This window comes from Enterococcus sp. GPZ-007, from assembly GCF_059374735.1.
Genome location: NZ_JCAFYN010000051.1, coordinates 1 through 26,639, shown reverse-complemented (window position 1 = coordinate 26,639; position 26,639 = coordinate 1). Strand labels below are relative to the sequence as shown.

At 38.4% G+C, this 26,639-nt stretch carries 24 protein-coding genes and 1 other RNA gene; 5 read left to right on the top strand and 20 right to left on the bottom strand.

Features of this window, described 5'->3' with window-relative positions; all coding sequences use genetic code 11:
- Window positions 1–93: 93 nt before the first annotated feature.
- The 5 genes from argD to AC4J95_RS18410 all read right to left on the bottom strand — a co-directional run bounded on the left by argD (window position 94) and on the right by AC4J95_RS18410 (window position 6,241).
- Window positions 94–1,236, bottom strand: a complete 1,143-nt coding sequence (argD, locus tag AC4J95_RS18430) for an acetylornithine transaminase (protein WP_494551098.1) — start codon at window positions 1,234–1,236, stop codon at window positions 94–96.
- Entirely contained in the window at window positions 1,233–1,982 is a 750-nt protein-coding gene (gene argB / locus AC4J95_RS18425) for an acetylglutamate kinase (protein ID WP_494551097.1), read from the bottom strand. Before argB ends, argD begins: the two co-directional genes overlap by 4 nt.
- Window positions 1,983–2,002: 20 nt before the next feature.
- On the bottom strand, window positions 2,003–3,196 hold the full coding sequence (gene argJ / locus AC4J95_RS18420; RefSeq protein ID WP_494551096.1) for a bifunctional glutamate N-acetyltransferase/amino-acid acetyltransferase ArgJ: 1,194 nt from the start codon (window positions 3,194–3,196) through the stop codon (window positions 2,003–2,005).
- A 21-nt stretch (window positions 3,197–3,217) separates the two neighbouring features.
- Window positions 3,218–4,249, bottom strand: a complete 1,032-nt coding sequence (gene argC, locus AC4J95_RS18415) for an N-acetyl-gamma-glutamyl-phosphate reductase (protein ID WP_494551095.1) — start codon at window positions 4,247–4,249, stop codon at window positions 3,218–3,220.
- Between the two features lie 318 nt (window positions 4,250–4,567).
- Window positions 4,568–6,241: a formate--tetrahydrofolate ligase gene (locus AC4J95_RS18410; protein ID WP_494551094.1), complete on the bottom strand. Its 1,674-nt coding sequence runs from the start codon at window positions 6,239–6,241 to the stop codon at window positions 4,568–4,570.
- A 174-nt stretch (window positions 6,242–6,415) separates the two neighbouring features.
- Here AC4J95_RS18410 and AC4J95_RS18405 point away from each other — a divergent pair, with 174 nt between their 5' ends.
- A complete protein-coding gene (locus AC4J95_RS18405; RefSeq protein WP_316404032.1) occupies window positions 6,416–6,616 on the top strand; it encodes a cold-shock protein in 201 nt (66 codons plus the stop codon).
- Between the two features lie 9 nt (window positions 6,617–6,625).
- Here the strand turns inward: AC4J95_RS18405 and AC4J95_RS18400 are convergent, their stop codons facing one another.
- The gene (locus AC4J95_RS18400; RefSeq protein WP_494551093.1) at window positions 6,626–7,057 is read right to left on the bottom strand and encodes an EbsA family protein; all 432 of its coding nucleotides are present in this window, start codon (window positions 7,055–7,057) and stop codon (window positions 6,626–6,628) included.
- A 34-nt stretch (window positions 7,058–7,091) separates the two neighbouring features.
- Between AC4J95_RS18400 and AC4J95_RS18395 the strand changes: the two genes are divergently transcribed.
- Complete coding sequence (locus AC4J95_RS18395) at window positions 7,092–7,478, top strand: ribonuclease HI family protein (RefSeq protein ID WP_316404034.1); 387 nt, start codon at window positions 7,092–7,094, stop codon at window positions 7,476–7,478.
- Here the strand turns inward: AC4J95_RS18395 and cls are convergent.
- From cls to AC4J95_RS18370, 5 genes are all read right to left on the bottom strand, one after another.
- Complete coding sequence (cls, locus tag AC4J95_RS18390; RefSeq protein ID WP_316404036.1) at window positions 7,473–8,933, bottom strand: cardiolipin synthase; 1,461 nt, start codon at window positions 8,931–8,933, stop codon at window positions 7,473–7,475. The two genes, AC4J95_RS18395 and cls, sit on opposite strands and share 6 nt — an antisense overlap.
- 146 nt (window positions 8,934–9,079) lie before the next feature.
- A complete protein-coding gene (gene alaS / locus AC4J95_RS18385; RefSeq protein WP_494551092.1) occupies window positions 9,080–11,713 on the bottom strand; it encodes an alanine--tRNA ligase in 2,634 nt (877 codons plus the stop codon).
- 265 nt (window positions 11,714–11,978) lie between these two features.
- Window positions 11,979–13,031, bottom strand: a complete 1,053-nt coding sequence (locus AC4J95_RS18380) for a DUF7278 family profilin-like fold-containing protein (RefSeq protein ID WP_494551091.1) — start codon at window positions 13,029–13,031, stop codon at window positions 11,979–11,981.
- A gap of 528 nt (window positions 13,032–13,559) precedes the next feature.
- Window positions 13,560–14,912, bottom strand: a complete 1,353-nt coding sequence (locus tag AC4J95_RS18375; RefSeq protein ID WP_494551090.1) for a DEAD/DEAH box helicase — start codon at window positions 14,910–14,912, stop codon at window positions 13,560–13,562.
- A 1-nt stretch (window position 14,913) separates the two neighbouring features.
- Window positions 14,914–16,062: a VanZ family protein gene (locus tag AC4J95_RS18370; RefSeq protein ID WP_494551089.1), complete on the bottom strand. Its 1,149-nt coding sequence runs from the start codon at window positions 16,060–16,062 to the stop codon at window positions 14,914–14,916.
- Window positions 16,063–16,194: 132 nt separating this feature from the next.
- Here AC4J95_RS18370 and AC4J95_RS18365 point away from each other — a divergent pair, with 132 nt between their 5' ends.
- Window positions 16,195–16,509 (top strand): hypothetical protein, encoded by a 315-nt coding sequence (locus AC4J95_RS18365; RefSeq protein WP_494551088.1) that lies wholly within the window; start codon window positions 16,195–16,197, stop codon window positions 16,507–16,509.
- A 12-nt stretch (window positions 16,510–16,521) separates the two neighbouring features.
- Here the strand turns inward: AC4J95_RS18365 and AC4J95_RS18360 are convergent, their stop codons facing one another.
- From AC4J95_RS18360 to AC4J95_RS18335, 6 genes are all read right to left on the bottom strand, one after another.
- Entirely contained in the window at window positions 16,522–16,869 is a 348-nt protein-coding gene (locus AC4J95_RS18360) for a hypothetical protein (RefSeq protein WP_316404047.1), read from the bottom strand.
- Window positions 16,870–16,981: 112 nt separating this feature from the next.
- Window positions 16,982–17,626 (bottom strand): HD domain-containing protein, encoded by a 645-nt coding sequence (locus tag AC4J95_RS18355; RefSeq protein ID WP_494551087.1) that lies wholly within the window; start codon window positions 17,624–17,626, stop codon window positions 16,982–16,984.
- Window positions 17,616–18,779, bottom strand: coding sequence for a THUMP domain-containing class I SAM-dependent RNA methyltransferase (locus AC4J95_RS18350; protein WP_494551086.1), 1,164 nt, complete (start codon window positions 18,777–18,779; stop codon window positions 17,616–17,618). Before AC4J95_RS18350 ends, AC4J95_RS18355 begins: the two co-directional genes overlap by 11 nt.
- 311 nt (window positions 18,780–19,090) lie before the next feature.
- Window positions 19,091–19,463, bottom strand: an RNA gene (rnpB, locus tag AC4J95_RS18345) — RNase P RNA component class B.
- 14 nt (window positions 19,464–19,477) lie between these two features.
- Window positions 19,478–19,882 carry a cell division regulator GpsB gene (gene gpsB / locus AC4J95_RS18340; RefSeq protein ID WP_316404051.1) on the bottom strand — a complete coding sequence of 135 codons (405 nt, stop codon included), beginning with the start codon at window positions 19,880–19,882 and terminating at the stop codon, window positions 19,478–19,480.
- 68 nt (window positions 19,883–19,950) lie between these two features.
- Entirely contained in the window at window positions 19,951–20,508 is a 558-nt protein-coding gene (locus tag AC4J95_RS18335; protein WP_494551099.1) for an SLOG family protein, read from the bottom strand.
- 81 nt (window positions 20,509–20,589) lie between these two features.
- On the opposite strand from AC4J95_RS18335, the gene recU reads away from it, so the two are divergent.
- Together recU and AC4J95_RS18325 are read left to right on the top strand one after the other, a co-directional pair.
- Entirely contained in the window at window positions 20,590–21,207 is a 618-nt protein-coding gene (gene recU, locus AC4J95_RS18330) for a Holliday junction resolvase RecU (protein ID WP_316404052.1), read from the top strand.
- Window positions 21,200–23,524 (top strand): PBP1A family penicillin-binding protein, encoded by a 2,325-nt coding sequence (locus AC4J95_RS18325; protein ID WP_494551085.1) that lies wholly within the window; start codon window positions 21,200–21,202, stop codon window positions 23,522–23,524. Before recU ends, AC4J95_RS18325 begins: the two co-directional genes overlap by 8 nt.
- A 15-nt stretch (window positions 23,525–23,539) precedes the next feature.
- On the opposite strand, the gene nth is transcribed toward AC4J95_RS18325, so the two are convergent.
- From nth to AC4J95_RS18310, 3 genes are all read right to left on the bottom strand, one after another.
- Window positions 23,540–24,193: an endonuclease III gene (gene nth / locus AC4J95_RS18320; protein ID WP_494551084.1), complete on the bottom strand. Its 654-nt coding sequence runs from the start codon at window positions 24,191–24,193 to the stop codon at window positions 23,540–23,542.
- On the bottom strand, window positions 24,186–24,899 hold the full coding sequence (locus tag AC4J95_RS18315) for a DnaD domain protein (protein ID WP_316404057.1): 714 nt from the start codon (window positions 24,897–24,899) through the stop codon (window positions 24,186–24,188). The genes nth and AC4J95_RS18315 overlap by 8 nt, the downstream gene beginning before the upstream one ends.
- A 114-nt stretch (window positions 24,900–25,013) precedes the next feature.
- The gene (locus AC4J95_RS18310; RefSeq protein ID WP_494551083.1) at window positions 25,014–26,357 is read right to left on the bottom strand and encodes an FAD-dependent oxidoreductase; all 1,344 of its coding nucleotides are present in this window, start codon (window positions 26,355–26,357) and stop codon (window positions 25,014–25,016) included.
- Between the last annotated feature and the right edge of the window lie 282 nt (window positions 26,358–26,639).

The following is a 26,639-nucleotide window of genomic DNA, read 5'->3' as shown; positions in this document are numbered from 1 at the left end:
AAATTTTTTTCTTTCTTGAATATGCTAAAAAATCCTCAACATCTGTTAAAATGACGAGGATTTTTTACGCATGCATATTAAATTAAAATTGAACTATTTTAGTAATACAGAGCTGATAATTTCAACGCCTTTTGCTAACTCATCATGACTGATGGTCAGCGGTGGCAGCAAGCGAAGCACGTTTTTCCCAGCCTTAATGGCTAAGAGTTTTTGTGCCTTTAACTCTTGGATTGCCTGCTGTAGCGTCTCGGGTGAATCCAACTCTACACCCACCATCAGTCCTTTTCCCCGAACCTCGAGGACTTTATTAGATTTCCCGCTCAATTTGATGAGTTCATCCATCAAATACTGACCTTTAGCTGTAACCTCTGCTAAAAATTCCGGCTGATCGATCTCGCCTACCACGGTATCCGCCACACTCATCGCCAGATTGTTTCCGCCAAAGGTTGTTCCATGAGAACCTGGACCAAAAGCTTCAGCCAATTCAATTTTCCCTAACATCGCACCCGCCGGGATGCCATTAGCCAAAGCTTTGGCGATCGTAATGATATCTGGTTCGATCTGATAATCCTCAAACGCGTAGAAGGTTCCTGTTCTTCCCATACCGGTTTGAATTTCGTCAATGATCAATAAACTGCCGTTTTCATTGCATAATTTTACGACTGCTTGAAGCCACTCTTTTTCTGCAGGGATAATCCCGCCTTCCCCTTGAATAACCTCTAACATAACTGCGGCTACATCATCAGTCAATTTTTCCTTTAAAGGAGCTAGTTCATTATAAGGAAGATAGTCAAACCCTTCGACGATTGGGAAAAAGCCTTCTTGCAAAGCCGGCTGTCCTGTTGCACTCAATGCCCCGTATGTTCGTCCATGGAATGATTGCTCAAAGCTAAAAATTTTCGAACGTCCAGTGGCCTTTCTCGCTAATTTAATCGCCGCTTCATTGGCCTCGGTTCCACTATTACAAAAGAAAGCTAAATAATCCTTTCCCATGGTCAGCTTTTCAGCTACCTGCTCTTGCAGATGATTGGAATACAAATTTGAGCTGTGCCAGATTTTATCCGCTTGCTCAGTCAAAGCCTGCATAACCTTTGGATTTTTATGTCCTAGATTACTCACAGCAATGCCACTCATAAAATCCAAATAGCTGTTTCCATCTTGATCATAAACATAGCTTCCTGAACCATTAGTTAGATCAATCGCATCCCTTGCATAATTTGGAAACAAATGACTCATGCAAAGACCCCCTCCTTTACGATCACAGTACCTGCACATTCGATACAATTGGTAATGTGAACTTCTGAAACGCCGTTTTCTAACGCATCAACGGCACTATTTAGTTTAGGGATCATGCCCCCAGTAATTACTTTTTCGGCTTTCAGCTGATCGACTTCATGGATCGAAATCTTTTCAAGCCATTTGTCATCTTGTTTCACTCCTGGTACATCTGTTAATAAATACAGCGCATCAGCTTCAAGGGCTTCAGCGATTTTACACGCGGTATCATCTGCATTGATATTAAGCCATTGACCATTTGCGGTCATTCCCAGAGGAGCGATAATCGGAATGTAACTTTTATACAAAACCCCTTCAATCGCCGCTGGATTGATCTCGGTGATTTTGCCAACATAGCCTAATTTTTCTTTATCAATAAAAGTCCCTTGAATCATATAATCACTTGAGGCATTAAGTCCGATCGTACCAAAGCCTTGTTGTTGAAATAAAGTCGTAATGGTTGGTTGAACCTGACCAATCAGTACCATTTGCGTCACTTTTAACGCCTGTTCTGTTGTCACTCGTAAACCATCTTTGATCATAACTGGAATGCTTAAACGCTCCATCATTTCCGTGATATAATAACCCCCACCATGAACAACGATGATTTCATGACCGTCAGCTTGCCAGGTTTCAATTTGCTCAAAAAAATTATTAGTTAAATTATCACTGGCCACACCGCCAATTTTTACGACTATCTTACCCATTTTTTTCGCTCCCTATACTCTTATGTGTGATACAAAGCATTTACTTCGACATATTTGTAGGTCAAATCACAGCCCCAAGCTTGTCCACTTTGATCACCGATATTTAGATCAACGATAATATTGATTTTTTCTTTTTCTAACGTTTGTTTCATCAACGCTTCGTCAAATTCCTGCGGTTGACTATTCTTTAATAATTGCTGGTCGCCAATCCACATATCGATTTTTTCTGGATTCGTATGTGACCCCGCATAACCAACTGCGCAAATGATTCGTCCCCAGTTGGGATCTTCGCCAAACATCGCTGTTTTTACTAAACTAGAACCAACGACTTTCTTCGCAACTAATCGTGCTTCGCTGCCGTTAAGTGCACCGACAACCTGTGCTTCGATCAATTTCGTCGCGCCCTCGCCATCCTTAGCGATTTTTTTGGCTAATGTTTCACTGACTCGTTGAAACATCGCAACAAATTTCTCATAAGCTTCGGAATTCTTTGCAATCTCCGGATTTTCAGCCAAGCCATTAGCTAGAACTAAAACCATATCGTTCGTGGATGTATCACCATCAACAGTGATTTGATTGAAGGTTGTTTCTGTTTTATCTGCTAATACTTCCTGCAGCAACTCTTCTGAAATTTGAGCATCGGTTGTAATGAATGCCAGCATCGTCGCCATATTAGGGTGGATCATTCCTGATCCTTTGGCAACACCAGCTATAGTTACCTGTTGTCCGTTAATTTCCTCGGTAATGACGATTTCTTTCGTCGCTGTGTCAGTCGTCAGGATTGCCTTGTGAAATCCATATGGTTCTTGCTTCTGCAAATCAATGCTGCTAATTCCTGCTTCGATGACTTCCATTGGCAACTGTTTACCAATCACACCAGTAGAAGCAACCGCGACATTTTCTTGTGGAATCGCTAACTGAGCTGCTGTTAAAGCTTGCATCTCTTTCGCATTTTCTAAACCAAGTTTTCCGGTACAAGCATTGGCCACGCCAGAATTAACTACCACCGCTTGAATTTTGGCATCTTTCATTGCTTCTTTCGTAACAAAGATTGGTGCTGCTTTGACTTGATTTGTTGTGTAAACGGCCGCAGCGTTTGCAGGAACCTCTGAATAAATCACGCCTAAGTCTTTCTTCTCTTTTTTTAACCCTGCATGTAAGCCAGTTGCATAAAAGCCTTTGGGACTGGCGATTGTTCCATCTATAATTTGCATATTCTTCACGCTCCGACATTTTTATGGATAAATTGGTACGAGATTTAATCCGGTAGTTTCTGGCCACCTTGCTAAATGATTTAGATTATGAACCGCTTGACCAGCGGCCCCCTTCACTAAGTTATCTAATACTGTAACAACGGTAATGATATTGGTGACTTCATTATAAGCCACACCGATATCACAGAAATTCGAACCGACAATTTGACGTAAATTGGGATAAACATCTTGATCCTGAACACGAACAAAAAGTTTTTCCTGATAGAAGGTTTGGAATAGCTCCAAAACCTTTTCCTGTGTCAACTTTTCCTTACTACGCGCATATGTCGTGATAAAAATGCCGCGAGTTACTGGAATTAATGATGTTGAAAACTGAATGGCTGGAATGTCTTTATTCCATTTCTTTAATTGCTGCATAATCTCTGGGATATGTTGATGGCTATTCATTTTGTACAGCGTCATATTTTCATTACTGTTGACAAAATGACTAGATTCCGACAAATTCTTTCCAGCTCCAGAAAGTCCAGATTTTGCATCCACTATGATTGAATCATTTTCAATGACTTTCTGTTGAACCAACGGTGCTAGTGATAACAACGTTCCAGTGGCATAGCAACCGGGATTGGCAATTAATTTTGATAAAGGTTCTGTATAAAAATCTGCTAAACCATAATGAGCGTTTTGCAAAATTTCAAAAGGAGCACTTGAATTTTTATACCATTTTTCATATTGCCCATCTGTTTTTAATCGAAAATCGCCCGAAAGGTCAATGACGGGAAAGTCAGCCTTCACAAACGTTGTTGCTATCTCTTTTGAAATACCTGATGGAGTAGCAAAGAAAACTAAATCTGACTGCTCCATGATTTTCTTAGAGTCAATTGGTTCCAAAGGAAGGTCCAACAATCGATTTAAGTGCGGCAAATACTCATCAATATCTTTGCCGTTCTGTGAATGACTATGAATGGAAGTTATTTCTACATTAGGATGCTGCAACAATAGTCGCACCAGCTCAACACCACTATAACCAGTCACTCCAATAATCGAAACTTTCATATTAACCCCTCCTTTTGCTATTAATGTATGATTTTTTGACGTATCATTTAAAAGCTTTCTTACACATGCCACGCTAGGAATCTACGAAAGCAGAATGCAATAATGGCACCTGTGAAACGTATCTACTATCCTTGGAATTGAATAATAATACGATTAGAAAACTACTATTTGTGAAGATTATACGTGTACTGTTTATACAAGTCAATGGTTTTTTATAAATTTTTTTGCATATTTTCGATATATTATGCAAAATCAACTTTTGAATATGCAAAAAGGCGTATACACCTGTTTATACAAGTGTATACGCCTTTTCTCATTTTAGAATAGTCCGATAGCATTGCCTTTTTCATCGACATCCATATTTAAAGCTGCGGGCTTTTTAGGCAGTCCAGGCATTGTCATAACATCGCCTGTTAACGCGACTACAAATCCAGCACCGATTTTTGGTACAAATTCGCGAATCGTTACATCGAAATCAATTGGTGCACCTAACTTGCTTGGATCATCGGATAAGGAATATTGCGTCTTCGCCATACAAACTGGCAAACGATCCCAGCCGTATTTTTTAAAGCTAGCCAGTTGTTGTTTTGCTTTCTTACTATAGATAACTTCATTTCCTCCGTAGATTTCACGGACGATTGTCTCAACTTTTTCAGTTAAATCATCGTGCTCTCTGCTGAAGATTGAATGGAACTGGTTTTCTTCAGTCGCAATTGTCTCAACAACTGTTTTTGCTAAATCAATCCCGCCATCTGGTCCTTTTTCCCAAACACTGGCTAATTCAACCTTGACACTTTCCTGCTCACAAAGCTCTTTTAACAGTGCGATTTCTTTATCGGTATCACTAATGAATTCGTTGATAGCGACAACCACCGGTAAGCCATACTTACGCATATTACGAATATGCTTCGCTAAATTGCTGAAGCCTTCTTTCAATGCGTCAAGATTTTCCATGCTTAAATCCGACTTAGCGATGCCGCCATGCATCTTCAATGCCCGGATCGTCGCTACAATTACCACTGCATCCGGTGCTTTGCCCAAACTTGGTACTTTGATGTCTAAGAATTTTTCACCGCCAAGATCTGCCCCAAAACCAGCTTCAGTTACCACATAGTCTCCACAATGCAGAGCAGCTCTTGTAGCTAAAATACTGTTACAGCCATGGGCAATATTGGCAAACGGTCCGCCGTGGACAAACGCCGGTGTTTGATAAATGGTCTGAACTAAATTCGGTTTAATTGCGTCTTTAAGAACTAACGCCAGAGCCCCTTCAATTTTTAAATCTCCCACGGTTACTGGTTCACGATCAAAGGTATAGGCGACCACGATATTCGCTAAGCGATTTTTCAAATCTTCAATATCTGTCGCAAGACATAAAATTGCCATGATTTCACTAGCAACCGTAATGTCAAAGCCATCCTCGCGAGGAACTCCGTTGATTGGTCCGCCTAAACCAACCGTAATATGGCGCAGTTCGCGGTCGTTTAAATCCACCACCCGTTTCCAAATCACACGTCGGGCATCGATGTTCAATTGATTTCCTTGATGAATGTGATTGTCCAGCAAGGCGGATAGTGCATTATTCGCTGTCGTGATTGCATGCATATCACCTGTGAAGTGTAGATTGATATCTTCCATCGGCAACACCTGAGCATAACCACCGCCTGTTGCACCACCCTTAATCCCCATTACTGGTCCTAAAGAAGGTTCTCGTAGTGCAATTACTGTTTTCTTACCAATTTTATTTAATGCGTCGCCTAAACCGATTGTGACTGTCGATTTTCCTTCTCCAGCTGGTGTTGGATTAATAGAGGTCACTAGAATCAATTTTCCTTCAGGATTTTTTTTCATTTGTTCTAAAGCATCAAATTCGATCTTTGCCTTATATTTACCATGCAATTCTAAATCATCAAAAGATAAGTTGATTTTTTCTGCGACCTCAGTTATTGGTTTTAAAGTCGTTGCTTGAGATATTTCGATATCAGTTTTCATAAAAACTCCCTTTCCCGAACGTTACTCAGAAAAATACACTTTTTTATTCGTTCATTTGTATTATAACGAATTCTTTAAAGAAAAACAGCACTTAGAATCATCAATCTTATTGATTCGCAATTTTTGTTTTCATCACGTATAATAAAACCAGCAATTGCAAAGGGGTGTTGTGTAATGAATAGTGGCATTGTTAAATGGTTTGATGAGAAAAAAGGTTATGGCTTTATTGCCTATGAAGAAAATCAAGAAGTTTTTGTTCACTTCACTGCTATTGAGGAGGAAGGATTCAAAACCTTGGATCCCGGTGACGAAGTTGAATTTGTAATTGTGGAAGGTGCTCGCGGTATTCAAGCGGCTCATGTTAAGAAGAAATAAACGAAAAGATCAGTCATAGCTGGTCTTTTCGTTTTCTTTGACTTCAATTTCAGGATAAAAGGCTGTAAAATCTTTAATAAATGCTGTTCTTTTCTTTTTGGTCATAGCAAAATGGAAAGATGCCCCGCTGAGTCCTTTGCGCTGAATGATTACTCCGTCTTTACACGGGCTCAAATAATCGATATGTTCTCGCAGAAGCGTCTCTCGTCGCCAAAGGCGCGCGTAACGAACTCTTATCCCAGATTCATCAATGTTTAAATAGCGATGGAGTCCCACAATTGCAAATAAAATAGATATTCCGATGACTATGTTTCCTTGCAAATACGGATGAGTTTTTTCCAATGTCAGAATCAACCCATAAAAAAGAACAATCAGAGTCAACGACCAATATATAATACTGATTGACAGCTCTGGTTGCCAAAAATAGCGTTTTTTATTCATTCATATACTCCTACTCTAAAAAAGGATGGTCATTATGTTAAAAGTTTACACAGATGCAGCCACGAACACGGAAAAAAGCGGCGGTGGCATTCTAATTATTTCTGAAGAGCAAAAACAAGTTTCTATCTCACTAACAGAGACGAATAATCATCAAGCTGAATTGGCTGTGATTCTCTATGCTTTAAATTATTTGATTGATCATAAGTTGAATGATCAAACTATTTTACTCTATTCTGATAGTAAAACTGCAATAAAAATTTTAGACCAAAGGCAGACAAAAAACAAGCTCTTCCTGCCATATTTATCAGAGTTTAATGAATTAGCTTCACAATTTCCCTTATTAGTACTTCAATGGATTCCTGAAGCAAAAAATAAAGGGGCGGACAATCTTGCCCGCCAAGGTTTGCGAAAAAAATTATAAAACAGGTGATAACAAGCGTGAGAACCGCTGTTTGAAATTCAACCAGTAGGATTGATTTGCGATCATCTCATCTGTTAACAAGATACAATCTTTCATATCTTCCTCAAATATTTGTCTAAATTGTTGTGCGATCTCTGGATCGTAAATAAAGCTGCTGACTTCAAAGTTCAATTCGTAGCTGCGAATATCTTGATTGGTTGATCCAAAACTTGCTAGCTCATCGTCTACAACAACGGTTTTAGAATGGAGAAAGCCATCTGCATAGTGGTAAATTTTTACGCCTCTTTGATGTAGATAGTTTGCATAATATTGGGTTGCCCGATAAATGAAAGGATGATCTGGCATATTTGGAATCATTATACGGACATCAATTCCTGAACGAACAGCGATTAAAATAGCAGAAATCATTGTTTCGTCTGGAACAAGATATGGGCTCTGGATCCAGACACTTTTTTCAGCAGCTAAGATCATACGAACAAATCCATCCTTGATAATCTGTTCACTGGAATCAGGTCCATCCGCAACGATTTGCATAGCAACTCCTTTTTTAATGTGCTTTTGTGGTAGAACAAAATACTCTGGCAAATAGCTCATCCGATCAGCTTTATCTTTAACAGAGGCATTCCAATCACGAATAAAAATCTCCTGCAAGGTAAAACTTGCGGTACCTTCGATTCTTCCGTGAGTATCCCTCCATCTTCCAAATCGTTTCGATTCCCCAAGATACTGATCCCCCACATTGAACCCACCTGTCCAACTGATCTGTCCATCCACCACCACAATTTTTCGATGCAAGTGATAATTCAATCGTGTTTTGGCCAAAATATTTCTTGAGGTGATAAAAGGAGCGACTTTCCCGCCATTTTTAATCAAGGTCTCAAAAAACTGTTTATTTGTTTTTGGCGACCCCCATGGATCATAGATCATTCGTACTTCTACACCTTCAGCGGCCTTCTCCTCTAAAATGCGCATAAAACGATTGCCGATTCGATCATTAAAAAACGCATAATACTCGACATGAATCGTACTTTGAGCTTCCCGTAAATCTTTAAAAAGACGCTCGAATTTCTCTGTTCCATCTAGAAAAAATTCCAATTCATTTCGAATCGCCAACGGAGACTCATCTAAATTTTTAAAATACTTTACCAATGCTGTTGCTGCTGGATACAGTTGATCCGGTTCATTATAATCCACGTGTCGATTGTCTTGTTGGATTATTTCATTAATTTCCTTTACCCGATCTTCATCCTCTTGATCAAAAAGATACATCGTTTCCCCATCGATACCGCGACCGCAAAAAGCATAAATCAAAAAGCCAATGACGGGTAAAAAAATTAACGTCAGTAACCAAGCCCAGATAGTCGTAATGTTCCTGGGTTTACGAAATACGGTGATAATCGCCCCTACCAAGTTGACGATAAAAATAAAAACAATAATTTGCTCAATAATTCCCAAATGGTCCCCTCTTTTCAGAAAAATAATTCTCTCATTTGAATTATACCTAAAGCGTCCGATTAATAAAAGAAAGTCGCTAGAGAATCTCCATTTTCTCATTAAAAGAGGCAACATCATAAAGATGCTGCCTCCAGACTTTATACAAATTAAGCTAACCAATTCTCAACTTCTGTTAACGCATCAGCAAGTCCTGCTGGATTTTTCCCGCCAGCTTGTGCCATGTCTGGACGACCACCGCCACCGCCGCCAACTTTTGGTGCGATAGTTTTGATCAGTTCCCCCGCCTTCAAGCCTTTTTCATTCGCTGCTGGGCTCATTGCCGCCAACAGATTAACTTTTCCACCTTGAACGGTTCCAAGAACCAAAACATCAGATAATTGTTTTTGTTTCCACTGATCTGCCAATTGACGTAGCTGATTCATATCTTTAACATTTACCTGTGCTGTAATTACAGTCGTACCGTTGATGTCTTTAACGTTTTTAAAGATATCTCCAGCTTGTTGGTTGGCCAATTTTGTTGCCAGCTGTTCATTTTCTTTTTGTAGTTCACGTAATTGTTGCTGTAATTGTTCTGTTTTTCCGACTACTTCCTTGATTTGTGGTGATTTCACGATTTGAGCCACTTGCATTAATTGTTCCTCTTCTTCGCGGAAAGATTCATACGCTTCTTTTCCGGTCAAGGCTTCGATTCGACGCACACCTGCACCAATGCCTGATTCAGAGACAATTTTGAACAAACCAATATCTTCAGTATTGATTACATGTGTCCCCCCGCAAAGTTCGATTGACCAATCTCCAATGTTTACTACACGTACATCATGTCCGTATTTTTCTCCAAACAAAGCCATAGCACCCATGTTTTTTGCAGTATCGATATCCGTTTCAATCGTTACAACTGGAATCGCCTCCCAGATTTTCTGGTTAACGATTTTTTCCATTTCCTTCAACTCATCAATTGTTACTTGACCAAAATGAGTAAAGTCAAAACGTAAATGTTTATCTGTAACTAATGAACCTGCTTGGTTCGCATGATCGCCTAAAACTTCCTTCAATGCTTTATGCAATACGTGAGTCGCTGTATGGTTCTTGATCACCTTATTACGGAAACCAGCATTCACCTGCAAGAAGTAGGTTTCTCCTTCTTTTAAAGAGGCTAACACTTCTACAGTATGAAGCGCTTGACCGTTTGGTGCTTTTTGTACATCCGTTACATTGGCGATAATTTTTCCATCTTGATCAACGATTATTCCTTTATCAGCGATTTGACCACCCATTTCAGCATAGAAAGGTGTTTTCGCAAAAATTAACTGCGCTTCCCCTTCGTTGACAGCTGAAACAAGCGCATCATTTTGCAAAACAACTAACAATTCACTTTCAATTTCTAAATAATCGTAACCAACAAAGGTACTTTCAACTTTGATATCCCCTAACAAAGCTGTTTGAACACCCATTGATTTTTCAGTCGTCCGAGCAGCTCGAGCACGTTCCTTTTGAGCTTGCATCTCTACTTCAAAGCCTTCATGATCGACTTTTAATCCTTCGTCTTCTGCTACTTCTTCTGTCAGTTCTACAGGGAAACCAAATGTGTCGTAAAGTTTGAAGATTGTTTTTCCATCTAAGGTTGTCTCATTCTTCGCTTTCAATTCAGCTAGAACATCATTTAACATGCTTAATCCATCGTTAATCGTTTCGTGGAAACGTTCTTCTTCAGTACGTACAACCTTTTGAATGAAGGCTTCTTGCTGCTTCACTTCAGGATAATAGCTGACCATGATTTCACCAACAACAGGTACTAGATTATATAAGAACGCTTGGTCAATGCCTAATTTCTTACCATGCATAACTGCACGACGTAATAATCTACGTAAAACATAACCCCGTCCTTCATTTGAAGGTAAGGCGCCATCGCCGATCGCAAACGCCAATGAACGGATGTGGTCAGCAATGACCTTGAATGACACATCCATTTGCTTATCCACGCCATATTTCTTTCCGCTCAATTCTTCGACTTTACCAATGATCGGCAAGAATAAATCAGTTTCAAAGTTTGTTGGTGCATCTTGGATAATTGAGACCATTCGTTCAAGTCCCATACCTGTATCAATGTTTTGATGTGGTAATGGCTCATATGTTCCTTGCGGTGTGTGATTGAATTCTGAAAAAACTAAGTTCCAGATTTCTAAGTAACGTTCATTTTCACCACCAGGATAATTTTCAGGATCATCTTCAGCTAAGTCATTAAATGCTTCGCCGCGGTCATAGAAAATTTCTGAATCCGGACCGCTGGGTCCTGCTCCTAAGTCCCAGAAATTGTCTTCGATTTCTACCACGTGATCAGCTGGAATGCCAACTTCTTCTAGCCAGATCCGCTTTGCTTCTTTATCTTCTGGATAGACTGTCACATATAATTTATCTGGATCAAAACCGATCCAATCTGGTGATGTTAAGAACTCCCATGCCCACTCGATTGCCTTAACTTTAAAATAATCTCCAATCGAAAAATTCCCCAGCATTTCAAACATGGTATGATGACGAGCTGTTTTCCCAACATTTTCAATATCATTAGTTCGAATTGATTTTTGTGCATTGGCAATTCGTGGGTTTTCTGGTACGACACTACCATCAAAATATTTTTTCATAGTCGCTACACCTGAATTGATCCATAACAAAGTTGGATCGTTGACAGGCACTAAAGAAGCGCTTGGTTCAATCATGTGATCCTTAGTCTTAAAGAAATCTAAAAACATTTGACGCACTTCAGCGCTTGATAAATTTTTCATCTGTTCTCCTCTTTTCTAAAAAATAAAAACTACCACTGCAGTCAAGGACGAAAACTCGCGGTACCACCTTGATTGCAATGATAGTTTGATCATTACCTCTTCAGCTCGATAACGCTGAGCAGCGTTGGTTTTTCAACCAAAATCTGATGGGAGCAATTCATTATTTGCAACATGCAGCTTTCAACAATCGTGCACTCTCTGTGGAAGCAAAAATAATAAACCATATCCTTCTAAGAGTATAGAAAAAACTTTACTAAAAGTCAAACTAGATCTTGATCAAAATCGCCTTGCGATACAAGTAATCGCTCGGAGATAAAATCTCTTCGTGAAGCATCGTTGTAGTATTGCTGAAATAACTAGATAATGGTAGGAAATCAACGATCGGGATCCCTACGTTATTTTTTTTGTTAGTCAATTTTAATACCCCAGGATCTTCCGTAATCTCGAAACGATCCATGGTGGTGTCAAAAAATAGGCCAAACATGTTCGCTTGCTCCATCATTTTTCGGACATTTCTCCCACGATATGGGTCCTTGACATTCAGGTCATTGCCCCAACGGAATAACCGACGACTCCCGGCTCCATTGACATATTCCCATTGGTCTTCCGTCAACAAATCAAAATTCTTTTTGCGAATTTTTTTACGTAAGCTAGTATATGTGTGTGATTCATGGCTAAAAACATGGTAACTATCAGAATGAGGAGCCATTTCGATATACCATCTGCCTTCCTTCAATACATTTTTAGGAAAAGACCACGTCATACTTTCTTCTGATGTCAAATTAGGTGATAAAACTTCTTTAATTTCTTGCTCATAGCTTGAGAACTGATCCGCCTCACCAGAGAAGCCTCCAGTCACAGAATCATAGATTCCTAAATAACTCGTTCCCGCAGGCAGAGCATAACGCTGTACGAACATGGGAGGGATTTGAACCTTCCGCAAACTAGTCGTTTTATCATTAATCAGTTCTCCGAGTGAATCGACATCAAAAAAGTTATATTGCCCCCGCAACTCTTGTGGAATAATGATCTCTTGAATATTTGGTGCAGTTTCTAATAAAGACAAGCCTTTCGTTCCCAAATTCCATCCAAGAATCGCATCCTTATTGCCGGGTATAAACACAAACTCTTCTTCGTCAATCATTAACTGAAAGGTCTGGCATTTGATACCATATAAATCAAAATCTTTTAACTCAATATCCGAAATCTTCATTAAGGGATTAACAAAATGAAGTAAAAGCTGGCTCAATAAAGTACGTTTTTCTTTCGGGCTCAACCGTTTCCAATAGGACCAGTCTAATTGATCTAACAAGTTCATAAATCTTTCTGCCTCCTCCAACAGCTCATATGCTAGAATTATACCATTATCATCAAGAAATGAGGAAAAAGATGATGGAATATTTTGGAGCTGCTCCAGAACTGCAGGCTACTGCCTTATATTTTGCTATCAAATTTTTGTTTTAAAACAAAAAATCCCAACGGAATTGGAATTCGATAAATTTGACACCACTGACCCAAAAATTTTTAGTTTTCTTTGATGAACAGCATCCTGTGGCAACGATGCGATATCAAAAAATCGATAAAACTTACATTAAATCCGGATCGATTCTGTATTCATTGACTTTTGCCATCTTGGACTAGAAACAAAGCTTTTAAAGTACATTCAGATACTAGCAAGAAAAGAAGATTGTCGAATCTCGGTCCTTTCTGCGGAAATTATCGCTCAGAAGTTTTATGAAAAGTTAGTATACAAGTAATTTCAGATGTTTTTATAGAAGATGGTACTACTCATGTCAAAATGCAAAAAACTGGTACCCATTACTTAACGGACACCAGTTTCTTCTATTTAAGAGTTATTGGAACGTTTTTTATTCTTACGAACGCCACGTTCTTCTTGACGACGAGCGACACGCCGTTTTTGTTTATTTGACTCTGAAATAGCACGATCAATTTTCTTCTTATAGCCCGGTTTAATCTTTTTCTTTGATTTTTTTACCAACCCAATCAATGTTGGATCAAGCTCATCTTTTGATTTTTCGCGTTTCTTTCGGCGATTGCGATCATAAGTATCTATGATTTCGCCATTTTTGATTTCTTTAGGTTGGAAAGTTACTCCTAGGTTTTCGATTTGGTTGATATCATTCTCATCACTTGGGCTATAAAGAGTGATTGCTGTACCCTCCAATCCGTTTCGGCCAGTACGACCGACGCGGTGGACAAAGAAATCTAGATCCTGTGGAACCTCAGCATTAATGACATGAGAGACACCTTCTATATCAATCCCACGAGCAGCCAAATCTGTCGCTACAACATATTGATACTCTAAATTTTGAACTTGTCTCATCACCCGTTTTCGTTCTCGCGGAGAAATATCCCCATGTATCTTCGCAACTCTTAATCCTTGTGATTTAAGGTAAGTACTAATCTCATCAACATGTTGTTTAGTGTTAGCAAACACAATTGCTAAATAAGGGTGACCAATCGTCAATAATTGATAGATTAGACGGTTTTTATCTTTTCCTTTGGTTGAGATTAGCCAGTTTTCAATCGTATCAGAAATCACTGCTTTTGATTTAATTTCTTCGATAACCGGATTCTCCATATATTTTAATAGGAAAGGACGCAATTTTTCTGGGATTGTCGCAGAGAAAACTAGCATTTGTAGATGTTTAGGTAGACGTCCAGCAATCTGATCAACTTCGTGCAAGAAACCCATGTCCAATGTCATATCCGCTTCATCAACAACAAAATATTGTGCCGTGTGAACTTTTAATGCTTGTTCATTCATCATATCTAAGATACGACCTGGCGTCCCGATAGCTACATGAGGTTGATGGTTTGATAATTTATCCATTTGGCGCTGCTTATCTGTTCCGCCAACAAAGTTTGTTACACGAATTTCATCTGGAGAAAATTGTGCAATCTGAATGGCGGCTTGGTATATCTGAGTTGCTAATTCCCGGCTAGGTGCTGTGATAACGATTTGCACCTCATCTTTTGTTACATCGATCTTATTCATTAATGGTAATAAAAACGTATGGGTTTTACCTGAACCTGTTTGGGATTGCCCAACAACATTTTTGCCTTTTTTAATTAATGGAATAAGTTTTTCTTGAACTGCTGTGGGTTCAGTAAAACCTTTATCCTTGATCGCTTCAAGAATAAATGGCTGAAAATTAAATGATTCAAAAGTTCGCATGTTATACCTCTTTCTTTAACGTACTAATCGTAAACGTGTGACTCGCTTTATCATGGAATAGGCGGGTTTTTCTTCTTATGAGAGCATACAATAAGTTGAATAGAAATAAAAGTAAAATTCCTAAACTCATAAAACCAAATGTGATATAAGCAATAAAAATGGAGTGATTTTTCTCAGGTAAATTAGTCATTGTAAATGTAAAAATCTGCATCAAACCATTCAGCAATAAATAAAATGCGCTATACCGTTTAACTAAGCTCCAAAAGCGAATATTTTCTTGTCCTTTCTCTACAACTTTGATTCGTACTATTTTTTTTCCTACTGTTTGACCATTCCATAGATACATCATTAGCATGAAGTAAATGATAACCTCTAGTGTAAAGCTGGCAATTGGATAATCCAGTAAAGTTCTAAGTTCTATAGGGACGATGCTTGCAAAAAGGCTTAGTACACTACTGAAGAAACCTATCACTATCCAATCAATCATCATTGCCATTAAACGTCTTAGCAATGACACTTTTTGCCCTTTCATTAAGGATTCTGAATCCAATTCATTTCTGGTCGGCAAGAAGAAGGTAAACAATGGTGCACAGATAAACCCAAACGTTCCGCCTAACGTATTGTGTAACAAATCATTCACATCGAATAAACGGTATGGACGAGGATAAATGAAGTAAAGTCCACTTAATTGCGTCAATTCAAAGAAAAGAGACAAGCAAAAACTTACTAGAATTGTTTTCCAAAAAGAAAACTTAAAATAATAGCGGCAATATATTCCAAATGGAAAAAGTAGAAAAATATTAAAGACGGGTTCTAAAAAGACACTTTGCTTCATCGCAGGTAAATAGGTACTAGGATTGCTTAATTGCAAAACCGTTTGATTGACAAAGTTTTGCCACGATTGAAATAAATGGAGCTCATAACGTGGACCGGTCATCTGTGCAACTGAACTGATACTAGGTAGTGGTAAGATCACTAAATAATATGCACTTAATAAATAAAAGACAAACGAGTATAAGATTATACTCCTTAACTTGCCTAATTCTCCGTATTTACGGTAATAATAAATCAAAATTGGCGCTGTGATAACCATCGCTAAAATTGGAAAAGTCAATATTGCAACTTTGATTGGAAAAATGTAACTATTCATAGAGAACCTCCCTTATTCAACAAATCTATTTGCCGATCTATTTCTAATCAGCAAGGCTTTTTTCTGAGTTATGGTAAAATGGATACAAGTCTAACGTACTACTAATGAATATCTTAAGGAGGTAAACAATATATGCTTAACCCGCTTTTTGCGTTTGGCGTCCCCGCGGCTTTAATGAGCGCTTATATGATTTTCTATTTTGCGAAAAACTTGAAAAACAGCGACTATCGTCGATTTGCCTTAACTTTGATTGCAGTCTTTTTAACAACCTTCAGTTATCAAGTTTATAACTACAGTCAAACGGTCATTTCCCTCACCTCTGCAGAAAGCTTTCAAAAAAACTTTGGTTACAGCCAAGGACGTTTGATTGTACCGTTTGCTTTAGGGGCAGTTCTTACTGTTATCAATGTTTACTATCTTTTTCGTCAATTTAGAAAAAAAGAATAACAGGATACCCTGTTATTCTTCCAAATCAAAGAATTTGATTTCTACATTATCTAATAATTTCAAGGTATTCAAATCTAAATTAACCCACTCTTTTGAGGCGGGCTGATAGTGATTATCCTCAAAAGACATTTCGATTTCATTCAACAGTTGTTCCGGTGTTCCAAAAAAGCTTCGATCTTTTTTTAGTAAGACACTAATCAGTGCAGGATTCTCTACTAAAAAATAATCCGCCTGATATTTATATAAAATAATTTGATAGGTCTTATTTGTAAGCTTGCAACGGATTGCAAATAACCCCTCAGACAAGCTGGGCATTTTTTCCAAAACTTCTTCGGGACTCAAGATTTCACGATGTAGCATTCAGAGTTCCTCCTAACCAAACATTATTATAGGAGAAAAGTTAGTTCACTGGAAATAATACGTCTTGTCTAAGGGCGTTTTTAACTTTTAGTTGGCAATTTTAGCTACGCTTTTATGACAAATCCCACTCAGCGTAAAACTCCTTTAAAAAATCTTCCATAAAAAGCAAGCGTCTTTGAGCTTCCAGCTTACCTGCTTCAGTATTCATAGTAGCTGGGAGTTTGAATAGTTTTTCATAAAAATGATTGATTACCGTACTTTTCTTCCGGTATTCCTGTTTGTTTTTAAATTCTTTTGGCGGAATGTTTGGATCATACAACGGGCTTTCTGTGTGTCCGCCATAATATGCCGTTCTTAAAATACCTATTGCTCCTAGTGCATCAATTCGATCAGCATCTTGTACTATCTGCCCTGCTAAAGTTAAATCTGCTTTCCCCTCATCCAATTCCTTAGAGAAAGAAATGTTCTCAATAATCTCAAAAACTTCTTGAAAACTTTTTACAGGAAAATCGAGTTTTTTTAAAAGCTTTTTAAGACGTTCTTTTTCACCCACAACATCTTCTACAACTTTGTCATCAATCACATCATGCAGATAACCTGCCGTTTCAATGATCAATGTATTTGAAATACCCTCTTGTTCGGCTAGTCTTTTAGCTATTTTTGATACACGATCGGCATGATAAAAATCATGTCCGCTGCGATCACCGCCAAGTTTATCTTTTGCATAATCACGAATCACTTCTATCTTATTCTGCATCTGTACGCGGCTTTCTTGGCGGACGTTCTCCCCAATATTGGAATAAATCTGTTCTTATTGCCCCGTTATATAATTTTCTTTTCTTTGTAGCTTTGGAACCGTAAAATTCTTCAAACGCCAAATCACTAGTCAAAATGTATTTACTCCAAGTTTTTAATGGGCGGAATACATCGCCCATTTCATGGTATAAGGCGCGAACCTGCTCTTCTTCACCTAACCGTTCGCCGTAAGGAGGGTTGGCTACGATCACACCATATTCTTTCTCCGTTTTGAAATCTTTGACTGCTTGTTGTTTAAATTGAATTGAATCACCCAATCCGATTTCTTCCGCATTCGCCCGAGCAATATCAATCATACGACCATTGATATCAGAACCAGCAATATCCAGTTCAATATCATAATCGGCTACTTCATCAGCCGCGGTCCGAACTTTATCGAAAACTGCCGGATCGAACCAATCCCATGCTTCACAAGCAAAATCACGATTAAATCCAGGAGCAATATTATGTCCGATTAGTGCTGCTTCAATACACAAAGTACCAGACCCACAAACAGGATCATAAAACGGCCGATCTTTCCGCCAATTTGTCAGCAGCACTAAAGCGGCAGCCATATTTTCTTTTAAAGGGGCTCCGCCCTTTTCTAATCGATAACCACGCTTAAATAAGCTTGGCCCTGTTGTATCCAAGGTCAATATTACATGATCTTTTAACAAAGCCACCTCTAGTTGAAACAATGCTCCAGTTTCGGGTAAAGGAACTCTAGCGGGACGATGATAGACTTCGCGCAGGCGTTCAACAATTGCCTTTTTAGTGATTGATTGACAATCTGGAACACTATACAACTTAGATTTTATTGAACGACCTGCTACTGGAAACTCAGCATCCATTGGTAAGAAATTTTCCCAAGGGATCGCTTTAACTTTTTCAAATAATTCATCAAAAGTAAAAGCATCAAATTCTCCAACGATGATTTTTACACGGTCTGCTGTTCGTAGCCATAAGTTTGCCATGGCAATTGTTTCTAAATCACCTTTAAATCTCGCACGTCCATTTTCGACTTGACAATCTATTCCTAAATCTCTAAGTTCTTTGCCTACTAGTGCCTCGATTCCTGCTGCAGCAGTGGCAATCAAATTATATTGTTTTTCCATAATAGCTCCTTACTACTAATATGATATTGGTCATTTAAATCTATTCCTAAATAATTACTTAACTAACGATTGCTAAAGTCAATTGATTTTTTTGATGAAAAGCAAAAAATACGATAAGCCTTACGGATGTAAATTCCTTCATCTGAACAATTGAATAAAAACATCATGTAGCAACCAGCAGAAAGTTATACTCATCAGAAAATTTTTCGAACGAATATGGTTCCACTAATTATAGTAAATCACAAGGTAAAACCCGAAAAAAAGACCTTCACAACACAAAGTTGGAAGGCACACCCTGAATTGCTGCAATTTTCTGTAAGCCATGTTTTGTACGGCGATCAACTCAGGGAAGTGTGATCGTCGTGGTAATCATCTATCTCCGGTATAAATACCGTCTCTTTCATCGTTCATTTCCTTAGAAAAAGCGCCCCTACCATAGTTTGGGTTGCTCGCTCGAGGGGTTTACCGCGTTCCACCATTTTGATTTCTCAAAATGCTTCGTCACTGTGGCACTTTCAAGAATACTCAGACATAGATTGCTCCTTAGTCTTTTTTTCTGCCGTTACTTCAAAAGAAGTACCCTAGCTTATGATTTCGCTAAGCACGAACACTACAAACATCTCAGTTTGTGCGAGCATGGACTTTCCTCAGCCAGCGTACTGCCAACCGCGATCACCCAAAAATTGCATCATTCAAAATTAAAATTGACGAGTTTTCTCGATATCAGTCTCATCTTGTGTGTAGCTTTGCCCAAAATCAGAAGGAGCCGCTTGGTTGGATGCTTGTTGGTCAAGCTTCTTACCAAACACTTCTCTTTCAAGATTTGATAAACGTTTCAAGATATCAAAATTTGTTACAGCCGAACTCTTAGGCGCCGCTTCTTTCACACGTGAAGGTGCTGGTTGAGCTTTTGATAGTTGTTCGACTTTTGCTTTCAAACGATCGTTTTCTTCTCTCAACGTTAATAATTCTTTGTTATAAGCTTCATAATCTTTGATTACATTGTCCAAAAATTCGTCGACTTCGATTGGATCGTATCCGCGCATTTTTGTTTTAAATTCTTGCTCCAAAATATCATTAGGAGTATAGATTACATTCGCCATTTTTCCACCTCATTAGCTCTTATCTTAATTTACTTTCCTATACATTCTAGCGGATATATCTGAGGAAATCAAACACTATCCCCAAAGTCTAAGGAATTTTCTAAATCATCCATAGTAATTGTTAACATTTCATATGAATTTTTCTCTTGATATTTTTCAACATCAGCTAAGAAGTACTGACTTTTACCTGGATATTCAGCATCATAGACTACTAATGCAGCATCTGTATGTTGCAGTAAAAAACTTACATGATTTTTAAATTGTCCGGGGTTTTGGTACGGATGATGGCTGACGGAATCCACAAAATCCGCTGTTTGCACAAGCTCGCTTAAATATAATTGATTGTGTTCTTTCCAGTTACTTCCGAACTCTTCAAAAGGAAAAATAATTGCTAATTTAATTTCTGGATACTCTTCTTTTAATTCATTGACAATTTGACCTGCCCATATTTCTGTACCAAGACTTCCGCTAATCATTACCCATTCCAATCCATTTTCAATTAAAGCTGTAAGTTCTCTTTTTAAAACATTCTTAATCACTTGCACACGTGGATCATTCTCACTAAAAATTCCCAGCTCATAGCTTTGGTAACCGGTCACGTATAAACGCTGTATTATTTCATTCATTGCATTTTCCTTACTTTCGCTTAAAAATAAAATATCTTTCAAAAAAATTTGCTATAATAGCAAACAGGAGTGTGATGAAAAATGACCTTTCACTACCCTAATGGTCAGCTATTTTCACAAAAGAATCCAGCCGAACGCTCATTAAAAAAAGAGACTACGTTTGCTAATCGTGGTATGCGCTTTGAAGAAGCTATTAATCAAAGCAATGAATACTACTTAACTCATGATAGAGCAGTTGTTCATAAAAAGCCAACGCCGCTCCAGATTGTTAAGGTCGATTACCCCAAACGAAGTGCCGCAGTTATCAAAGAAGCTTACTTTAGACAGCCTTCTACTACTGATTACAATGGCGTTTATCATGGATACTATTTAGATTTTGAAGCAAAGGAAACAAAAAACAAAACCTCTTTCCCGCTTAAAAATTTTCATCAGCATCAAATCACTCATATGCAGCAATGCTTGAAGCAAGATGCGATTTGTTTTGTTTTATTATGGTTTTCCAGCTTAAATCGTTGCTTTTTTCTTTCTGCCGAAGAACTGGTACACTATTGGCAGACTCAAGAAAATGGCAAAAAATCAATACCGTTAAAACTTATAGAAACAGTTGGTATCGAGATCACACCGCAAATTGCCCCAAGAATCCCTTACTTGCAAGCGGTGGAACAATATCTTGAAAAAAGGAGTTCATTAAATGGCTAATCCCTCACGTTCGCAAAAAAATGTGCGAACCTCTCAAGGAAAGAAACCTAAACAAAAAACAAAAAAGAATCGCCATATCGGATTGAAAATTGCGATTGCGATTGTTGGATTTCTCTGTGCAATCTTACTCACAGGTATCGGAGTCTTTTTCTTCTATGTTAAGGATGCACCCACTCTTAGCGAAAAAAAATTAGATGCTACTGTCTCGTCAAAACTGCTTGACAGTAATGGAGAAATTTTCGAAGATCTTGGAGCTGAAAAACGAGAAAAGGTCAGTGCTACAAAGATTCCGCAAGAATTAGATGATGCGATTGTCTCAGTTGAAGATCGCCGGTTCTTTAAGCATAATGGTGTTGATCCTGTTCGAATCGCCGGTTCTGCTTTACACAATCTCACTAACAAAGGCGGACTACAAGGTGGTAGTACCTTGACTCAACAATTAGTGAAACTTTCCTTCTTCTCCACAACAACGGAAGAAGCAGATAAAACCTTGCGAAGAAAAGCGCAAGAAGCGTGGCTGGCGATTCAGCTTGAGAAAAAACATTCAAAACAAGAAATCTTGACCTACTATATTAATAAAGTGTACATGGCGAATGGTCTTTATGGAATGGAAACAGCCGCTGAAAATTACTTTGGCAAAGAGTTGCAGCATTTGACACTAGCTCAAACTGCGCTACTGGCAGGAATGCCACAAGCGCCGAACTCATATGATCCTTATAAACATCCTGAAGCGGCAAAAGAACGAAGAGATACTGTTTTGTACACGATGTTGAATAATAAAAAAATCTCTCAAGAAGACTATGACAAAGCCACGAAAGAACCAATTGATCAAGGGTTATTGACGTTGGAGACGGATAATCAAGAACGTAAAGTAGCTGATAACTATGTCAAAGAAGTTATTGCGCAGGTTGAATCAAAAACTGGGAAAAATGTCTATACAGATGGGTTGGAAATCTATACTAATTTAGATATGGATGCTCAAAATCGGCTGTACTCGATCGTGAATGGTGATGAATACGTTCAGTATCCTGATGAAGACTTGCAGATTGCTGCTACTCTGGTTGATAGTAAAACTGGTAAAGTTACTGCTCAGATCGGTGGTAGAAATATCGCTGACGATGTATATCTAGGGTTGAATCGAGCTGTTAGTACCAATCGCGATTTTGGTTCAACAGTTAAGCCTATTACTGATTACGCTCCAGCTTTTGAATACCAAAAAAGAACATTCACTGGAGATCGAATTGACGACCAACCATATACCTATGAAGGAACAAAAACGGAAGTTAAAAACTGGGACAACAGTTATCAGGGAAATATTACCTTACGTCAGGCGTTGTATGATTCACGAAATGTTCCGGCAGTAAAACTATTCAATGAGGTTGGGCCTGAAAATGTATCGAAGTTTCTTAAAAAGCTAGGGATACAGTATAAGGATATTCAGCAAGCCAACGCGATTTCAAGTAATACAGAAACTCAAGATGGAACAAAGTATGGAATTTCAACTGAAAAAATGGCGGCTGCTTATGCTGCATTCGCAAATGGCGGGACTTACAATGAACCGCTATACATTAATAAAATCAAGTATCAAGATGGCTCGGAAGAAAAATTTGAAAATAAAGGAAAAAAAGCGATGGAACCTTACACCGCTTACATGATTACTGATATTTTGAAAGATGTAATTTCAAAAGGTACAGGAACCTATGCACAAATTCCTAATTTATTCCAAGCTGGAAAAACTGGAACTTCAAATTATACTGATGATGAACTAGCAAAGATTCCTCATTACGGATCAATCTCACCAGATGTGATGTTTACTGGGTATACAACCAATTATTCATTATCAGTCTGGGCTGGATATGATAAACGAACGACACCAATAACGACTCAATCGGAAAATATTGCTCAAGATGTTTATCGTGAAATGATGAGTTATGCATCGGAAAATGTTACGAATGAGGATTGGGTAATGCCAAATGATGTTCTTAGAATCGGAAATGAGCTTTACGTAAAAGGAGCCTCATCTGTTCCGACACAACCTAGTAGTACGTACCAACGTTCGTACTACAGCACCACTTACAGCAGTGAAGTAGTTAGCTCGACTAGCAGTAGCGATTCAGCCGCTAGCATATCGGAATCGTCAACAGTTACTCCGCCTGAAAGCAGTAGCGAAGCTCCATCAAGCTCTGCTTCAGCACCTGATCCGACACCGAGTCCTTCTTCATCTGCTGAACCACAGCCTTCTCAACCATCGTCTAGTAGCCAACCTCCTACTCAGACACCAGCTGTGCAAAATGAACAACCCAGATCAACGAATTAAAAAAAGCCGCTCGAATCATTTTCGAGCGGCTTTTAGTCTGTCTTTTCCATCCTGACACATATCTAATAAAGGGCAAATTTCACATTTTGGAGCTCGGGCAGTACAATGATAGCGTCCGAAGAAAATCAAAGTATGATGACTTTTCACCCATAACTCTTTTGGTATTTTTCGCATTAAGGTCGATTCAACCTCCGTTACCGATGCGCTTAATTTACAGATCCGCAAACGTTTAGTAACACGTTCAACATGAGTGTCGACAGCGATAGCAGGAATCCCATAGGCATCGCCAAGCACCACGTTTGCTGTCTTTCGTCCGACGCCGGGTAATTTAACCAACTCCTCTCGAGATGATGGAACAATACCACCGTAATTATCAAGGAGCATTTGTGCACAAGCTTTGATATTTTTAGCTTTATTACGGTATAAACCAATCGTTTTTATTTTTTTAATAATATCTTCTATCGGAGCTTGTGCTAACGCTTCTGGTGTCGGATAAGCAGCGAAAAGAGCAGGAGTCGCTTTGTTTACTGAAACATCCGTTGCCTGAGCACTTAGAATCACCGCGATCAATAGTTGAAATGGTGAATCAGAATGAAGCTCTCCAATTGCATCTGGAAACATTTCATACATACGCGACAAAGCTTCCATTGTTTTTTCTTTATTAAGCATCCGGATCTTTCCCTTCTAACCAATTGTATAAAGAAACTTTAGGAAGTTCTTCCGAATGTTGTTTCTCTTCCTCTTTTTGCAACAAGATTTGTTTTCGGCGTCGCTGTTCTTCTTCAACTTGAGCTTTTGATCGAATATTTTTCTTTTCCCAGCTTTGCAGGACCGTTTCAATGTATTTAAAATTGTAGGCTTGATTCAATACAGCTTCTTGCAATGCTAATTCTATTAAAGCCGGCGAATAATGATCATCATTCAACCAGTAGCCAATTTTTTGATATTCAATGGGTGATAACGGACGACCGAACTCCTGTTCGAACGAGCGTAGCATTTTCCTCTGGGCAACTAAATCATTTTCTTCTTCTGCCTCAAAGCGTTGTTGTTCCTTCAATATTTCTAGTTTTTCAAAAGCTGGTAGTAAATTGTAATGGTCACTCTGCTTCCCTTGTTCATCTAAGGCGGTTTCAAGAGAAACGAACTCTTTCTCAACAAGCGTGTTCAGCGCGGCATAGATTTTTTCGGTTGTACTTCCCATGTTTTTGGCAATTAAAGTCAGATCGGGAAAATCTTCCCCTGCTTGGTGTGCTGCATAAAGCTGTAGCCATAACATAAATTCACCAGTGCTTAACCCCAATTTTGTATAATTTTGCAATAGCAGATTAGATATCGTCGTTTCTCCACCTGCCAAATAATCTTTCAATGAAATCATTCGAAATCCTCCGTTCACTTTTTTAGTTTACACTAAAAAAACTGGAAGTCCAATACTAGCAAAAAGTTCTTAATAAGCAAAAAAAACAGGAGGGACTTTCCTCCTGTCATTGCTTTATTCTGCTTCAGCTAATGCCGCTTGAGCTAGAATATTCAAGTAGTTCCACGGACGGTCAAAGTGTGGTTGGAAGAAGAAATCTTGTAATGCTAAATCTTCCAATGTCATGCCGTTTTGGATTGCTATGGATAGGGTGTTAGCTGACTGTGTAATATCATATTTTGATAAAAATTGGGCTCCTAAAATTTTATTTGTTCCCTTTTCTGAAACGATCTCCATCAAAACTTTTTCCGTTGTCGGCATGAACTCTGGACGATAGTTGTCTTCAATCACTGTTACATTTGCATCAATTCCATTTAGCGCTGCACTTTCCTTGGTTAATCCAGTTGAGCCGATTGTCCATCCAAATAAATAAAGTCCTGAAGTTCCTTGTGTTCCGCGATATTTCATTTTTTGTTCGACTAAGTTGTGCCCAACAAGCATGCCTTGACGTACAGCGTTCGTCGCTAGAGGAATGTATTGATCCTGTCCTGTAGGATTATAGTGAACAACTGTTGAATCACCAGCAGAGAAGATATCTGGATCACTTGATTGCATGTACTCATTAACTTTGATCGCACCACTTGGTAACATATCGACTTTTCCTTTAAGCAATTCTGTATTAGGACGAAATCCTACACACAAAATAACCATATCAGCATCGAATTCTTTGCTTGCTGTTACGACTTTTTTTACCGAACCAGCTTCATCAGCAACAAATTCTTCCACATTTTCGCCTAACGCTAAAGTAACACCTCGATCAACCAATTCTTTTTCTAATCGGCTGGTAAAAGGCTCGTCTAAATATTTATTTAAAATTCTAGAAAGACCGTCAATCAGCGTAACTTCTTTACCTGATTCAGCGAATGCCTCGACAAGTTCTATACCTATATATCCTCCACCGACTACAACCACTTTCTTCGCTTCTTTGGCTTGCTCAATGATTACATTTGCCTGATTATAGTTTTTGCACAAAAGAATATTTTTAGAATCAATTCCTTTGATTGGAGGAATAATTGGCCAAGAGCCAGTAGTAACAACTAATTTATCATAATCAACAATTTTTTCTTCGTTTGTTTTTAAATCTTTTGCTGTTACTTTTTTAGCATCTGTATCAATGTTTGTTACATCGTGTTCCATGTTCACTTTTGCACCTAAAGAAGCAAGTTCTTCAGGATTAGAATAAAATAGACCCGCTGGATCCTTAACAACTCCACCCACGTATAAAGCGATTCCACAAGATAAGAAAGAAACATTATCATTTCGTTCAAACACTGTGACATCAGCATCTGGGTGATTTGCCAAAATATTTTTAACGGCTGCGGTACCGGCATGTGTACATCCTACTACTACTACTTTCATTGTCATCCCACTTTCGTTGATTCGTTTTTTTGTTTGCAATTTTTTGCACAAGGACAGTATAACAGAATTTGTATTCTGTCTAAATTATTTTGCTCACAGACAAACATTTTTATATCTTTTAAAGATTCTTTGTAAGCGGGTAACATTGCGTACTGATCATAATTTAATTATGTTAACTATTTGAAGCTTAATCAGACGTACGTTCTTTTCTAATATCAAGTAATAGTTAATGATTTAAGGCTTTTTTGATTATTGTTCTAATTATCGGATTAAAAAAACTGA

Coding starts and splice junctions, on each gene's coding strand:
- argD (WP_494551098.1), bottom strand. CDS start 1,236: ATGAGTCATTTGTTTCCAAATTATGCAAGGGATGCGATTGATCTAACT.
- argB (WP_494551097.1), bottom strand. CDS start 1,982: ATGGGTAAGATAGTCGTAAAAATTGGCGGTGTGGCCAGTGATAATTTA.
- argJ (WP_494551096.1), bottom strand. CDS start 3,196: ATGCAAATTATAGATGGAACAATCGCCAGTCCCAAAGGCTTTTATGCA.
- argC (WP_494551095.1), bottom strand. CDS start 4,249: ATGAAAGTTTCGATTATTGGAGTGACTGGTTATAGTGGTGTTGAGCTG.
- AC4J95_RS18410 (WP_494551094.1), bottom strand. CDS start 6,241: ATGAAAACTGATATCGAAATATCTCAAGCAACGACTTTAAAACCAATA.
- AC4J95_RS18405 (WP_316404032.1), top strand. CDS start 6,416: ATGAATAGTGGCATTGTTAAATGGTTTGATGAGAAAAAAGGTTATGGC.
- AC4J95_RS18400 (WP_494551093.1), bottom strand. CDS start 7,057: ATGAATAAAAAACGCTATTTTTGGCAACCAGAGCTGTCAATCAGTATT.
- AC4J95_RS18395 (WP_316404034.1), top strand. CDS start 7,092: ATGTTAAAAGTTTACACAGATGCAGCCACGAACACGGAAAAAAGCGGC.
- alaS (WP_494551092.1), bottom strand. CDS start 11,713: ATGAAAAATTTATCAAGCGCTGAAGTGCGTCAAATGTTTTTAGATTTC.
- AC4J95_RS18380 (WP_494551091.1), bottom strand. CDS start 13,031: ATGAACTTGTTAGATCAATTAGACTGGTCCTATTGGAAACGGTTGAGC.
- AC4J95_RS18375 (WP_494551090.1), bottom strand. CDS start 14,912: ATGCGAACTTTTGAATCATTTAATTTTCAGCCATTTATTCTTGAAGCG.
- AC4J95_RS18370 (WP_494551089.1), bottom strand. CDS start 16,062: ATGAATAGTTACATTTTTCCAATCAAAGTTGCAATATTGACTTTTCCA.
- AC4J95_RS18365 (WP_494551088.1), top strand. CDS start 16,195: ATGCTTAACCCGCTTTTTGCGTTTGGCGTCCCCGCGGCTTTAATGAGC.
- AC4J95_RS18360 (WP_316404047.1), bottom strand. CDS start 16,869: ATGCTACATCGTGAAATCTTGAGTCCCGAAGAAGTTTTGGAAAAAATG.
- AC4J95_RS18355 (WP_494551087.1), bottom strand. CDS start 17,626: ATGCAGAATAAGATAGAAGTGATTCGTGATTATGCAAAAGATAAACTT.
- AC4J95_RS18350 (WP_494551086.1), bottom strand. CDS start 18,779: ATGGAAAAACAATATAATTTGATTGCCACTGCTGCAGCAGGAATCGAG.
- gpsB (WP_316404051.1), bottom strand. CDS start 19,882: ATGGCGAATGTAATCTATACTCCTAATGATATTTTGGAGCAAGAATTT.
- AC4J95_RS18335 (WP_494551099.1), bottom strand. CDS start 20,508: ATGAATGAAATAATACAGCGTTTATACGTGACCGGTTACCAAAGCTAT.
- recU (WP_316404052.1), top strand. CDS start 20,590: ATGACCTTTCACTACCCTAATGGTCAGCTATTTTCACAAAAGAATCCA.
- AC4J95_RS18325 (WP_494551085.1), top strand. CDS start 21,200: ATGGCTAATCCCTCACGTTCGCAAAAAAATGTGCGAACCTCTCAAGGA.
- nth (WP_494551084.1), bottom strand. CDS start 24,193: ATGCTTAATAAAGAAAAAACAATGGAAGCTTTGTCGCGTATGTATGAA.
- AC4J95_RS18315 (WP_316404057.1), bottom strand. CDS start 24,899: ATGATTTCATTGAAAGATTATTTGGCAGGTGGAGAAACGACGATATCT.
- AC4J95_RS18310 (WP_494551083.1), bottom strand. CDS start 26,357: ATGAAAGTAGTAGTAGTAGGATGTACACATGCCGGTACCGCAGCCGTT.